Source organism: Nocardiopsis sp. LOL_012, from assembly GCF_048060475.1.
Taxonomy (GTDB): Bacteria; Actinomycetota; Actinomycetes; order Streptosporangiales; family Streptosporangiaceae; genus Nocardiopsis.
In genome coordinates, this window is the sequence record NZ_JBHMIV010000022.1 from 31,057 (window position 1) to 44,875 (window position 13,819).

The 13,819-nt window shown below is 72.9% G+C and carries 8 protein-coding genes and 1 pseudogene; all 9 read left to right on the forward strand.

Annotated features, from left to right (window positions below):
- The first annotated feature begins 67 nt into the window (after window positions 1–67).
- The 9 genes and pseudogenes from ACFHWE_RS15400 (at window position 68) to ACFHWE_RS15440 (ending at window position 13,775) form a co-directional block, all read left to right on the forward strand.
- The gene (locus ACFHWE_RS15400; protein ID WP_416602327.1) at window positions 68–1,453 is read left to right on the forward strand and encodes an MFS transporter; all 1,386 of its coding nucleotides are present in this window, start codon (window positions 68–70) and stop codon (window positions 1,451–1,453) included.
- Between the two features lie 85 nt (window positions 1,454–1,538).
- On the forward strand, window positions 1,539–2,471 hold the full coding sequence (locus tag ACFHWE_RS15405; RefSeq protein WP_416602328.1) for an LLM class F420-dependent oxidoreductase: 933 nt from the start codon (window positions 1,539–1,541) through the stop codon (window positions 2,469–2,471).
- 371 nt (window positions 2,472–2,842) lie between these two features.
- On the forward strand, window positions 2,843–5,557 hold the full coding sequence (gene acnA / locus ACFHWE_RS15410; protein ID WP_416602329.1) for an aconitate hydratase AcnA: 2,715 nt from the start codon (window positions 2,843–2,845) through the stop codon (window positions 5,555–5,557).
- A 326-nt stretch (window positions 5,558–5,883) separates the two neighbouring features.
- Window positions 5,884–6,519: pseudogene (locus ACFHWE_RS15415) on the forward strand (serine/threonine-protein kinase); the annotation flags it as partial.
- Between the two features lie 389 nt (window positions 6,520–6,908).
- Complete coding sequence (locus ACFHWE_RS15420; RefSeq protein ID WP_416602362.1) at window positions 6,909–7,976, forward strand: hypothetical protein; 1,068 nt, start codon at window positions 6,909–6,911, stop codon at window positions 7,974–7,976.
- A gap of 89 nt (window positions 7,977–8,065) precedes the next feature.
- Window positions 8,066–10,054, forward strand: a complete 1,989-nt coding sequence (locus tag ACFHWE_RS15425; protein WP_416602330.1) for a hypothetical protein — start codon at window positions 8,066–8,068, stop codon at window positions 10,052–10,054.
- Window positions 10,044–11,336 carry a hypothetical protein gene (locus tag ACFHWE_RS15430; RefSeq protein WP_416602331.1) on the forward strand — a complete coding sequence of 431 codons (1,293 nt, stop codon included), beginning with the start codon at window positions 10,044–10,046 and terminating at the stop codon, window positions 11,334–11,336. The genes ACFHWE_RS15425 and ACFHWE_RS15430 overlap by 11 nt, the downstream gene beginning before the upstream one ends.
- Window positions 11,337–11,380: 44 nt before the next feature.
- Window positions 11,381–13,036, forward strand: a complete 1,656-nt coding sequence (locus tag ACFHWE_RS15435) for a serine/threonine protein kinase (protein WP_416602332.1) — start codon at window positions 11,381–11,383, stop codon at window positions 13,034–13,036.
- Between the two features lie 88 nt (window positions 13,037–13,124).
- Entirely contained in the window at window positions 13,125–13,775 is a 651-nt protein-coding gene (locus tag ACFHWE_RS15440) for a potassium channel family protein (protein WP_416602333.1), read from the forward strand.
- Window positions 13,776–13,819: the final 44 nt, after the last annotated feature.

The following is a 13,819-nucleotide window of genomic DNA, read 5'->3' on the forward strand; positions in this document are numbered from 1 at the left end:
GGGGCAACGGCGCCTCCCTAGCGTCTGCGGCGTCCGAACCGCACAGTGTTGAGGGAAGCCAGCAGCCATGAGATCAGCAGCCGAACGACGCCCGCGCTGGATCACCCGCTGGGACCCAGAGGACCCGGTCTTCTGGGAGGAGTCCGGCTTCGGCGTGGCAGGACGCAACCTGTGGGCGTCGGTCGTCACCGAGCACCTGGGCTTCTGCGTGTGGAGCCTGTGGTCGGTGCTCGTGCTGTTCATGACGCCCGAGGCCGGGTTCGCCACGACCGCCGAGCAGAAGTTCCTCCTGCTCTCGGCCGTGGCACTGGTGGGCGCCGTGCTCCGCGTGCCCTACACGCTCGCCACGGGCCTGGTGGGCGGGCGCACGTGGACCGTGGTCTCGGGGGCACTGCTCGTCGTGCCCACCGCCGCGGCGGCCGTCCTCATGACCCGCCCCGACACGCCCTTCCCGGTCTTCCTCGTCCTGGCCGCGACGGCCGGCCTCGGGGGAGGGAACTTTTCCTCCTCCATGGCCAACATCAACCACTTCTTCCCCGAGCACCACAAGGGTCTGGCGCTTGGGCTGAACGCGGGAGGGGGCAACATCGGCGTGGCCACGGTGCAGTTCGTCGGTCTGGCCGTCCTCGCCGTCGTGGGCGTGCACGCCGGGGCCTACCTGCCGCTCCTCTACCTGCCGCTGCTCGTGGCGGCCGTCTGGGTGGCCTGGCACTTCATGGACAACCTGGCGCCCGCCCGAGCGCGGGTCCGCGACCAGTTGCGGGCGGTGGGCGAGCGCCACTTCTGGATCCTGTCCCTGCTCTACCTGGGGACGTTCGGGTCGTTCATCGGGTTCGGCTTCGCGTTCGGGGTGCTCCTGCAGAGCGAGTTCGGCAGGCAGCCCCTGGAGGCGGCCTCGATCGCCTTCCTGGGCCCGGCCGTGGGCTCCCTCGTCCGACCCTTCGGCGGGTGGCTCGCCGACCGGGTCGGCGGGGCCCGCGTCACGGTGTTCTGCTTCCTCGGCATGACCGCGGCCAGCCTGCTGGTGGTGCCGGCCCTGGCCTGGTCCAGCCTCTCGGCGTTCATCACGGTGTTCGCGGTGCTGTTCGTCCTGACCGGGCTGTGCAACGGATCGACCTACAAGATCATCCCGGCGGTCTACGCGGCACGGGCCCGGGACCTGGTGGACCGGGGCGCCTCACCCGAGTGGGCGCGTGCCGAGACCAACCGCACCTCCGGGGTCCTGCTCGGTCTGATCGGCGCGGTCGGTGCTCTCGGTGGGGTGGTGGTCAACCTGGCGCTGCGGGAGTCGCTCGCGCGGATGGACTCAGCGGTGTGGGCCTTCGCGCCGTTCGCAGCCTTCTACCTGTTGTGTGCCCTCGTCACCGGGGCCGCCTACCGGCGCCGCCCGGGCCGCGCGTCCGTTCCCGTGCGGGGCGTGGGCGGTGTCCGCGCGTCCGCCTCCGTGCGGTGACCGCGGCGGGTTGCCCGCACAGGGCGGCCCGCCGGGGCCGCGCGCCGGGTGCCGGTGCGCCGCGGCGGTGCGCGAAGATGGGCACATGCGTCTGAGGATCTTCATCGAGCCCCAGCAGGGGGCCACCTACGGGGACCAGCTCGCCATCGCCCGGGCGGCGGAGGAACTGGGCTTCGACGCCCTGTTCCGCTCCGACCACTATCTGCACATGGGCGGCCGCGCCACTGGCCTGCCCGGCCCCACCGACGCGTGGATCACCCTCGCGGGCCTGGCACGGGAGACCTCCCGGATCCGCCTGGGCACGCTCATGAGCGCCGCGACCTTCCGCCTGCCCGGCCCCCTCGCCATCGCCGTCGCCCAGGTCGACCGGATGAGCGGCGGGCGCGTGGAGTTCGGGTTCGGTACGGGCTGGTACGAGGCCGAGCACGCCGCGTACGGGATCCCCTTCCCCGGCCTGCGCGAGCGCTTCGACCGCTACGAGGAGCAGTTGGAGATCGTCACCGGGCTCTGGGAGACACCGGAGGGCGGGTCGTTCCGCTACGAGGGCGGGTACTACCGTCTGGGGGAGGGGCCCGCCCTGCCCAAGCCGGCGCAGGCGCCGCGCCCGCCGGTGCTGATCGGCGGCGCGGGAAAGAGGCGCACCCCCCGTCTGGCCGCGCGGTTCGCCGACGAGTACAACGTGCCGTTCGCCTCGCCCGAGGAGACCGCGGCCGCGTTCGAGCGCACCCGTACGGCGGTGCGCGCCGCCGGAAGGGAGGCGCCCATGGTCTACTCGGCGGCACAGGTGCTGTGTGCGGGCCGAAACGAGGCGGAGGTCTCGGACAGGGCCGACCGGATCGGCCGCGAGGTCGGCGAGCTCCGCCGCAACGGGCTGGCGGGCGGGCCGGACGAGGTCGTGGACCGGATCGGCGCGTTCGGCGAGGCGGGTGCCGACCGGATCTACCTTCAGGTTCTGGACATGGCCGACCTCGACCACCTGGAACTGGTGGCCGCGAAGATCGTGCCGCAGCTCGGTTGAGGGAGGCGTTCGAAGGGGGGCGGCGCGGGAGGCCGGGAGGCCACCCGATAACTTGATATCGAGATATGAGTTGGATACCTTGACGTCAAGATAACAGCGGGGTTCCCCCCGGTCCGCTCAGGGTTCGGGTGTGTGGACGCGACCGCTTGCCCGCGCCCGGGCCCCGGCGGACGCCCCGCGGACCGCGGGGCTGACGACCGGCGGCGCGTGGTGTCGCCGCGGGTCATCGTCGGCCCTGTGGAGCGACCGGAGGCGGTGGAGGGCGGCCCGTGGCCCTCCGGGCCCCGGTCGGGGCCGCCCCGGCAGGCCCCGCACCAGGCCTACGGCCGAGAGGCCGGGAACACAGTGGCGAGATACAGGAGGCAGACACCGTGTCCGCGAACAGCTTCGGCGCCCGTGACACGTTGCGCGTTGGCGACGAGTCGTACGAGATCTTCCGGTTGGAGTCCGTTGAGGGCGCCGACCGGCTTCCCTACAGCCTGAAGGTGCTGCTGGAGAACCTCCTGCGCACCGAGGACGGCGCCAACGTCACGGCGGACCACATCCGCGCCCTGGGCCAGTGGGATCCGAAGGCCCAGCCCAACCAGGAGATCCAGTTCACCCCCGCCCGGGTGATCATGCAGGACTTCACCGGCGTCCCCTGCGTCGTCGACCTCGCCACCATGCGCGAGGCCGTACGCGACATGGGCGGCGACCCCGACAAGATCAACCCGCTGGCCCCGGCCGAGCTGGTGATCGACCACTCCGTCGTCGTCGACCTCTTCGGCCGCCCCGACGCCTTCGAGCGCAACGTCGAGATCGAGTACGAGCGCAACTACGAGCGCTACAAGTTCCTGCGCTGGGGCCAGACCGCCTTCGATGAGTTCAAGGTCGTCCCGCCCGGCACCGGCATCGTGCACCAGGCCAACATCGAGCACCTGGCGCGCGTCACCATGAGCCGCGGCGGCCAGGCCTACCCCGACACCTGTGTCGGCACCGACTCGCACACCACCATGCAGAACGGCCTGGGCATCCTGGGCTGGGGCGTGGGCGGCATCGAGGCCGAGGCCGCCATGCTCGGCCAGCCGATCTCCATGCTCATCCCGCGCGTGGTCGGCTTCAAGCTCTCCGGCCAGCTCGCGCCCGGCACCACCGCCACCGACCTGGTGCTCACCATCACCGAGATGCTCCGCGAGCACGGCGTCGTCGGCAAGTTCGTCGAGTTCTACGGCGAGGGCGTCTCCTCGGTGCCGCTGGCCAACCGCGCCACCATCGGCAACATGAGCCCGGAGTTCGGCTCCACCGCCGCGATCTTCCCGATCGACGACGAGACCATCCGGTACATGAAGCTCACCGGACGCTCCGCCGAGCAGGTCGCCCTGACCGAGGCCTACGCCAAGGCCAACGGCTTCTGGCACGACCCGTCCGTGGAGCCCCAGTACTCCGAGTACCTGGAGCTGGACCTGGGCCGGGTCGTCCCGTCCATCGCCGGCCCCAAGCGCCCGCAGGACCGCATCGCCCTGTCGGAGGCCAAGCCGACCTGGCGCCACGACGTCCAGAACTACGTCGCCGACGACGAGGCGGGCGAGGAGTCCTTCCCGGCCTCCGACGCCCCGGCCCAGAGCGCGGACGGCCGCCCGTCCCGCCCGGTCAAGGTCACCATGGCGGACGGCACCGAGACCGAGATCGACCACGGCGCCGTCGTGATCGCCGCGATCACCTCCTGCACCAACACCTCCAACCCCTCGGTCATGCTCGGCGCCGCCCTGCTGGCCAAGAAGGCGGTGGAGAAGGGCCTGTCCCGCAAGCCGTGGGTCAAGACCTCCATGGCCCCCGGGTCCAAGGTCGTCACCGACTACTACGAGCGCTCCGGCCTGACCCCGTACCTGGACAAGCTGGGCTTCAACCTGGTCGGCTACGGCTGCACCACCTGCATCGGCAACTCCGGCCCGCTTCCGGAGGAGATCTCCAAGGCCGTCCAGGACAACGACCTCGCGGTCACCTCGGTCCTGTCCGGCAACCGCAACTTCGAGGGCCGGATCAACCCGGACGTGAAGATGAACTACCTGGCCTCGCCGCCGCTGGTGGTCGCCTACGCCCTGGCCGGGTCCCTCGACGTGGACATCACCACCGAGCCCCTGGGCATCGGCAAGGACGGCGAGCCGGTCCACCTGGCCGACATCTGGCCCTCCGCCGAGGAGATCCAGGAGGTCATGGACGCCGCGATCGCCTCCGACATGTACGAGAGTGCCTACGCCGACGTCTTCGCCGGCGACGAGCGCTGGCGCTCGCTGCCCACGCCCACCGGCAACACCTTCGAGTGGGAGGGCGAGTCCACCTACGTCCGCAAGCCCCCCTACTTCGAGGGCATGGCCGCCACCCCGGCACCGGTCACCGACATCACCGGGGCCCGCGTCCTGGCCAAGCTGGGCGACTCGGTCACCACCGACCACATCTCCCCGGCCGGTGCCATCAAGCCGGGCACCCCGGCGGCCGAGTACCTCAAGGCCAACGGCGTCGAGCGCAGGGACTTCAACTCCTACGGCTCCCGCCGCGGCAACCACGAGGTGATGATCCGCGGCACGTTCGCCAACATCCGCCTGCGCAACCAGCTCGCACCGGGCACCGAGGGCGGCTACACCCGCGACTTCACCCAGTCCGATGCTCCGGTCTCCTTCATCTACGACGCCGCGCAGAACTACGCCGAGCAGGACACCCCGCTGGTCGTCCTGGGCGGCAAGGAGTACGGTTCGGGCTCCTCGCGCGACTGGGCGGCCAAGGGTACCCGCCTGCTGGGCGTGCGCGCCGTCATCACCGAGTCCTACGAGCGCATCCACCGCTCCAACCTGATCGGCATGGGCGTGCTGCCCCTCCAGTTCCCCGAGGGCCAGTCCGCGGACTCCCTCGGCCTGACCGGTGAGGAGACCTTCTCCATCACCGGCGTGACCGAGCTGAACGAGGGCCGCACGCCGAGCACGGTGAAGGTGGCCACCGACACCGGCGTCGAGTTCGACGCCGTGGTGCGCATCGACACCCCCGGAGAGGCCGACTACTACCGCAACGGCGGCATCCTGCAGTACGTGCTGCGCCAGCTCACCGCGGAGTAGTCGCCCACAGGACTCCGCCCGTGCCCACCAGGCGCGCCGCGCGGATACCGCGGGGCCGCCACCGTCCGACCGACGGTGGCGGCCCCGTCCCTCTTCGACCGGAACCGGCCACGGGGCCTCCCGGGCACCGGTTGGTGACGGCGCGTGGCTATAGTGCCCTGTGATCGGTCGTGGGGAGGAGCCCCCGGCCATGACCGCTCGACCGAGGAGCGGGGCCTGCCGTGGACGAAGCCCAGTACGGACCGGACCCGGCACGGGATCGGACCGACCGGTCCGTCGGAGACTTCCGGCTGGTGCGCTCGCTGGGGCGCGGCGGGTTCGGCGAGGTGTTCCTGGGCGAGGCTCCCGACGGCACCCGCGCCGCTGTGAAGGTCCTGCACAGCAGTTGGGCGGGCGACGCCGAGACGCGCCGCCGGTTCACCGCCGAGGTGGAGCAGGCGCGCCGGGTGAGCGGGTTCTGCATCGCCTCGATCCTGGACGCCGACCCGGAGGCGGCCCGGCCGTGGGTCGCCACGGAGTTCATCGACGGCCCCACGCTGCACGCCGCGGTGGCCAAGGACGGGCCGCGCACCGGTGCCGACCTGCACCGGTTGGCGGTGTCCACGGCCACGGCGCTGGCGGCGATCCACGCCGCTGGGGTGGTGCACCGGGACCTGAAGCCGGAGAACATCATGCTGGCCCCGGACGGGCCGCGGGTGATCGACTTCGGCATCGCCAAGGCCGTGGAGTCCTCCTCGGTGACCGCCAGCGGCCTGGTGGGCACCATCGGGTACATGGCCCCCGAGCAGTTGGAGGGCAACCGGCTCACCACCGCCGTGGACGTCTTCGCGTGGGGCGCGGTCATGGTCTACGCCGCCAGCGGGAGCCAGGCCTTCCCCGGCCCCACCCAGGCCTCCCGCATCATGCGCATCCTGAGCGCCGAACCCGAACTCGGGCCGCTCTCGGGCGGGCTGCGCGATATCGTCCTCTCCTGCCTGGAGAAGGACCCCGAGCGCAGGCCGGACGCGGCCGCGCTGCTCACCCTTCTGGTCGCGGCGCCCTCGGACGGCTCCCGTACCGCAACCGCATCGGGGACCGGTGCGGCCTCCGAGGCCGCCACCCGGATCGGTGTGGACCGCACCCGGATCGACGGCGGCGCCTCCGCCCGGGTCGACCCCACCCGGATGGAGCCCCCGGCCCGGATCGACCCCACCCGCGCCTACACCCGCTTCGCCCCCGAGGCCTCCGGCCCGAAGGGGACCGGACCGGCCACCGGGGCCCCGCGGCCGCAGGACACGTTCGCGCGCGAGGGCGTTCCCCCTACCACTTCACCGGCGTACGGTTCACCGACCCCCGCTCCCTGGCCGAGGCCATGCAGCAGAACTGGAACGCCGCCGTCCGCGTGTTCAACGATCCACAGGAGCGGGCCGCCCTGGGCGCGTGGATCATGGACGACCTCGGCGACACAGACGTGGACCGCTCCCTGTTCCGCCGCCAGGCGGGCGACGCCAACCTGTCCCTGGCCTCCTTCATCGCCCAACTGCGCCCGGACCTGCCCCCGGTCTTCCGAGGGCGCGGTGCAGCCCCGGCGGACCTGGCCTCGCTGTTCGACGACCCCCGGCCGCTGTTCACGGGCGCGCCCATGGCCAACGAGATGGCCCTCCTGGCCCGACCGGACGTCCTGCGGATCATGGACGCCCACTCCATCGGCGATCCGGGCCGCCTCCGCCTGCTGGCCGACCACCTGGAGGAGGCCGAACGCGTCGGTATCGGCTTCCACCGCCACCTCGCCGACCAGTTGGTCGGATGGGGCTCGTCCCAGGTCGGTGCCGATCCCGCGCTCATCCTCACCTTCCTGCTCCACCCCGAGCGGATGGTGCGGCCCGTGACCGGCGGGGACCGGGAGCTCTCCGCCTGGGTCGACATCCTCTGGGGCCGTGTCGAGGCCGGTCCGCCACCCGCCTGCGCCGGGATCGTCGCCGTGGTGTACCGGTCCGTACCCGTGCTGCGCGGACTCGCCGCGCAGCAGTGCGACTGGGAGCGGCGCCTCACCGAGGCGCAGGCCAGGAACGAGGCGCTGATGAGCGGGTTCGTGTTGCAGACGCGCCTGACACTCGCGCTGGAGATCTGCCGGTACGCCCTCATCGGCCTGGTGCTCGGCATTGGTCTGGTCTTCGCCGAGGTCCTGTTGGAGGACCTCGGCGGCGGCGACTTCGTCCCCGACTGGGCGGTGAACCTGCTGCTGTGGATCGGCATCCTCGGCCTGGCCGGCGTGGTCGTCGTCGGCACCGTGCTCAGGGTGGCGTGCGGCGGCCCGGTCCGCCGCAAACGGCGGGTCTGGGAGCTCCAACAGTCCAACGGCGAGTTGCCGCAGCTCACCTCGGGGGTCCAGCGGATCCGCGCCGACCTGGAGCGGGCGCGGCGCATCTGCGCCCCCTGACCGCGCTGCGCCCGCGGATCTGCGGCCGCCGGGGCCGTGGAACCGAGGGCAGCGCGGGCGAAACGGACTCCGTTCTACGAACGTCCGGTATGGGGGGTTATGCTCTGCGCATGCACGTCCCCTTCCCCCTCCGCCCTCTGGCCTGGGTGTTCGTCCTCCTGGCGGCGGCGCTCACCCTCGTCGCCCCGGCCTCCGCCGAGCCCGTCGACGGTGCCGTTCCCGAACAGGTGACGCTGGCCGCGCACTACGCCGGTCTGCTCTCGGGGGAACCCGAGGGGGCGGCGGTCGTCGTCGACCGGGCCACGGGCGGCCCCGTCCGGCATACGGAGATCCGCGAGGAGCTGCACGCCGTCTTCGACCCCTTGGAGGTCCCCTACTACGTGGTGGTCACCCCGTTCGTCGGAGCGGGCACGCCGGGGGGCATGGACGAGATCCTGCCCGCGGTGCACGACCGGATCGGTGCCGACGGGTTCTACGCCGTCCTGGCCCCCGAGGGGAACCCCGTCGAGATGCGCGCCTACGGCGTCGACGTGCCGGTGCGGGCCGCGACCGACGCGGTGCGCGATGACCCCGGCCTGGACTACGACGCCCCCGTCACCGAGGTCTCCCGGGTCCTGGCAGCGGCCCTGGCCGACCCCGCCGTGGCCGGGGAGGCCGCCGCGGAGCGCGAGCGCGCCGAGCGCGTCCCGCAGGGCTGGCAGGACTTCCTCGACGACATCGACCCCGCACGCTTCAACGGCCCGGAGAACCTCGGCTTCCTCGTCGGAGGCGTCGCCGGGTTCTCCCTCACCGTCGGCGGCTGGATGGTCTGGCGCAGCGTCCGGCGCGCCAGGCTCCTGCCCGCCGTGGCCGCCGCGCTGGGATCGGTCGCTGTCGCGGTCGCCGCGGTGGCCGGGCCCTACCCGTACGTGCTGAACGCGCCCGTCGGTGAGCACGAGGTCGCCGATCCGATGGAGCTGGTCCGGCTGGAGGAGCCCTACGTGCTCTCCACCGAGCGTGTCGAGTACGTCGCCGGCCGGCTGGCCGAGGAGCCGCTGTACGTCGACCCCCTCTTCCGGGGGAGCCGGGAGGGCCTGGCCGCGCTCACCGGGGGCCTGGACGGCGCCGGGGCGCCGGTGTACGCCGCGGTGCTCAACGGCAGCAACCACGACGAGGCGGAGGGCGACCCCGAGGTGCTGGCCGCGGCACTGGCTTCGGTGGCCGACCGGGAGGGGTTCTACCTGGTCGCCGTGCCCGGGTTCGACTCCTCCACCGCCGTGGTCGGCGCCGCCGCCCACGGGCTGGAGATCGACGGCTCCGCGCTGTGGTTCTCCGTCTACGACATAGAGGAGGCCACCCCGGCCCGCGCCCTGACCCAGGCCGTCGCGGCCCTTGAGGAGGTGGAGTTCGGCAGCGCGAGCCGGTTCGAGCCCCTGTTCGCCGACGACGAGCCGAACCTGCCCGGCCCCAGGACGGAGCGCTACTGGTCGGGCGGCATGGTGGCCTCGGCGATCATCATCGGTCCGTTCCTGGCCGGCCTGGCGATCGGCGCCTGGTACCTGACCGCCCTCCTGTGGCGGGCGCGCCGCTCCGCACGCGCCGTCGTCGGCGACCGCGCACTGCGGCGGATGGCGCTGCGCGAGACCGGCAGGCTCGGCAGGGTCCTGGCCGACGGCGGACAGCGCGTCCCCGACGCCCTCATGCCGCAGGCCGAAGCCGCACTGATGCTCATGGACCGCGAACCGTCGGGGCTCGACCTGCTCGGCACGGTCGTCCTGTCCCGCCGTGTCCTGGCCGCCTCGGAGGAGGGGGCCTCCGAGAGCCCCGAACCGTGCTCCGTCAACCCGCTCCACCCCATGGCCACCGCGCGGGCGGCCCCGTTCCCCAGGGGCCAGGGCGGCAGGCCCATGCTGTGCGCGGACTGCGCCGCGCTCACCGCGGACCAGCGGGAGCGGCGCGTGCTCAAGCTGCGGACCCGTTCCACGGCGCACAGCTATATGTCGAAACCGAAGAGCCCGTGGATCCGTCACAGGTTCGGGGCCGACCGGCCCGACCGGATGCTGAGACGGCTGATGGAGGAGAGGGACCTTGTCCGCTAGAGAACGGGCCGCCCGTGTCCCGGCGCTGCTCGCCGCGGCGCTGCTGGCACCGCTGTTCACCGCGCTTCCGGTGGCGGCCGAGCCCACCGGCCCCGCCGCGGAGGAGCCGCCCACCCCCGCCCAGGTCCTGGCCGAGGCGCTGGCCGCCTCCCCCGTCCACGTCGATCCCGCCTTCGCCACGGCCTTTCCGGAGGCCCGGCAGGAGGGCGTGGCCGAGACGATCGCCCAGGGCGGGTTGGAGAACCTCTACGTCGTCGCCGTCCCGATCGTGGCAGGAGACGCCTGGGACGGCGACGCGTCCGCGCTCATCGCCGCCGTCCACGACCGCATGGGCGGGGGCGAGGCGCACTTCCTCGTCCACGACGGCCGGCGGCTCACCGGAGAGGACTTCGGACCGGCCGCCGGTTCCATGGGGCCCTCGCCCGCCTTCCACGGGTCGCTCACCGCCAGCTACCGGACCATGGGCCAGCAGGAGGCGGCCATGGCCGACGAGGTCGACATCGCCGTCGAGACCGCGCTGTCCGACGACCCCGAGGCCGTCTACGAGGCGGCGATCGCCGCTTACGAGGAGGAGCGCGGGGACACCTACGGATCGTTCCCGCCCAGGGGGTGGATGTCCTGGGCGGCGGGCGTCGGCGCGGCCGCCGCCGCGGTCCTCCTGGGGGCGGGGCTGTACCGGATCGCGTCCCGCAGCCGGAGGAGCCCCGTCGGCCTCGCCCAGCACGCGGCGTTCGACAACGCCGACCGGGCCCGTCTGGAGTCCCTGCACGCACGGGGAGAGCGCGACCTCGTCGAACTGGGCGAGCGCCTGAGCTCCGCGTCGGACGTGGCGGGACGGCACCTGGCCCGGGCCCTGGACGCCAGGGACGCCGCGGCCCGGGTCCACGACCGGATGGCCGCCGAGGGGCCGAACCTGGCCGACGCGGTCGGCGTCCTCGTCCTGCTCGACCTGGCCGAGGACGCCCTGGCCGGGCGGCGGACCCCGCGCCGCCCCTGCTACGCCAACCCGCTGCACGGCACCGACACCCGGCAGGTCCAGTGGCGGGAGTTCGGCGGGGAGCGGAGCATCCGCGTGCCCCTGTGCCGGGAGTGCGCCGCGGCCGTGCGCAAGCGGGTCCGTCCCACCGTCCTGCCCGACGAGCACGACGGGCGCGGTGTTCCCTACTATGAGGTGCCCGCGCGGGAAAGCGTGTGGGCGGCCACGGGGTACGGCACTCTCGCCGACGACCTCGTGCAGCGGATCCAGAGGGGCGACCACCGCCGCGCGTCGGACACGCGCTGACAGGCGAAGGCACACGAGCGAGCGAAGTGAGGGGCGGCAGGTCCGTGAACGACTCCGCGAACGGCCGGGAGACGATCGGCGGCTACCGGGTCGTCCGGCCGCTGGGCAAGGGCGGCTTCGGAGAGGTGTTCCTCTGCCAGGCCCCCGACGGGTCCCCGGCGGCGGTCAAGCTGCTGCACGCCACCTTCTCCGGCGACGAGGAGACGCGCCGCCGGTTCACCGCCGAGGTGGAGCAGGCGCGCCGGGTGAGCGGGTTCTGCATCGCCTCGATCCTGGACGCCGACCCGGAGGCGGCCCGGCCGTGGGTCGCCACGGAGTTCATCGACGGCCCCACGCTGCACGCCGCGGTGGCCAAGGACGGGCCGCGCACCGGTGCCGACCTGCACCGGTTGGCGGTGTCCACGGCCACGGCGCTGGCGGCGATCCACGCCGCTGGGGTGGTGCACCGGGACCTGAAGCCGGAGAACATCATGCTGGCCCCGGACGGGCCGCGGGTGATCGACTTCGGCATCGCCAAGGCCGTGGAGTCCTCCTCGGTGACCGCCAGCGGCCTGGTGGGCACCATCGGGTACATGGCCCCCGAGCAGTTGGAGGGCAACCGGCTCACCACCGCCGTGGACGTCTTCGCGTGGGGCGCGGTCATGGTCTACGCCGCCAGCGGGAGCCAGGCCTTCCCCGGCCCCACCCAGGCCTCCCGCATCATGCGCATCCTGAGCGCCGAACCCGAACTCGGGCCGCTCTCGGGCGGGCTGCGCGATATCGTCCTCTCCTGCCTGGAGAAGGACCCCGAGCGCAGGCCGGACGCGGCCGCGCTGCTCAACCTCCTGGTCACCATGCCCGCGGACGGCTCCTCCGCGGCGGTCGACACCACCCGCGTACAGGCGGCGGCACCCGAACCCACCGCCACCCCGGCTCCGGAACCGGTCCTGACAGGGGTTCCCTACCGGTTCAACGGTGGCGTCTTCACCGACCCGCGTGTCCTGGCGGAGGCGGTGCAGCGGGACTGGACGGCCGCGATCCGCCTCTTCAGCGACCACGGCGAACGCGCCGCCCTGGGGGCGTGGGTCGCCAAGGCCCTCGGCGGCGCTGACCCGGACCTCTTCGGCCCCGAGGCCAACGACGTCAACCTGGCGATCGCCTCCTTCGTCGCCCGGCTGCGCCCGGACCTGCCGCCGCTCTTCCGCGGCCAGGAGGTCACGCTCGCCGAGCTCGGCGAGCTGTTCCGCAGCGCGCACCCGCTGTTCACCGGGGCCCCCAGGGCCAACGAGATGGCGCTGCTGGCCCGCCCGACCGTACTGCGGGTCCTGGACGCCCACCACAGCGACGGCCCCGGCGAGCTGCTCCGGCTCGCCGACGACCTCGACCGCGCCGAGCGCGCCGGTGTGGAGTTCTACGGGCGCGTCGTCCAGGGGTCGCCCGGTGCGGGCCCCACGCGCGCCGAGGTCGACCCCGCGCTCATCCTCGTCTTCCTCCTCCACCCCGAACTGATGGTGCTGCCCGATCCGGGGGAGGACCCCGAGCTCATGCGGTGGGTCGGGGGCCTGTGGAACCAGGTCGAGGCGAGCCCCGGTCCGGTCGGCGCCGGGTACGCGGCCGCGGTCTACGGCGCGCTGCCCGCCATGCGGGCCCTGCTGCGGCAGCGGCGCGGCTGGGGCGGCCCCCCGCCCCCCGCCTACGGCCCTCCGGCCGGCCACTGGTAGCCGCCGGAGTGTCGCGCTGACCGGGGCGGTGCTTTGCGCGCATCATCGTGGAGCGGCGCACGGACACGATGAGCGGCTGGGGGCGACGGTGAGGCGAGGGGCGAACCTGAGGCTGTTCCTCCTGTTCGTGGTCGCCCTGCAATTCGGGTACCCGGTCTCCCAGTACGGCCAGATGTGGCTGGTGCTGTACCTGCTGCTGTACACCGGGATGATCGCCTTCGGTCTGCGGGTGGTCCACGAGGAGCGCGACCGCGTCCTGCCGGTGCTGGGCATCGGCACCGTGTTCGCCCTGTTCGCGGTGTGGGTGGCCGTGGACCCCGAGCACCCCGTCGCTGTGACCGGACAGCACGCCAGCGTGGCGGCCTTCCAGATCATGGTGATGTACTCGCTGATCAAGTTCGTCTACCGCCGTGGATCGGCCCGCAGTCTGGACCTGATCCTGGCCGCGATCAGCGTCTACCTGCTGATCGGCGGGCTGTTCGCGTCCGTGTTCGCCGTCGTGGAGTTCCTCGCTCCCGGCAGCTTCACCAGCACCTCGGGGCAGGTGCTGGCCTGGCAGCAGTTGATGTACTACTCCTACGTCACGCTGGCCACGCTGGGCTACGGCGACATCGTCCCCGTGGGCCCGTGGATGCGCTCGCTGGCCACACTGGAGGCGGTGATCGGAACGCTCTTCCTCACCACCGTCATCGCGCGCCTGGTCGGGATCTACACCGGGCACGGCGGCGACCGGGCCTGAACTCCCGACTCCTCCCGACTGCCACGGGCTCGCGTACCGGCTTG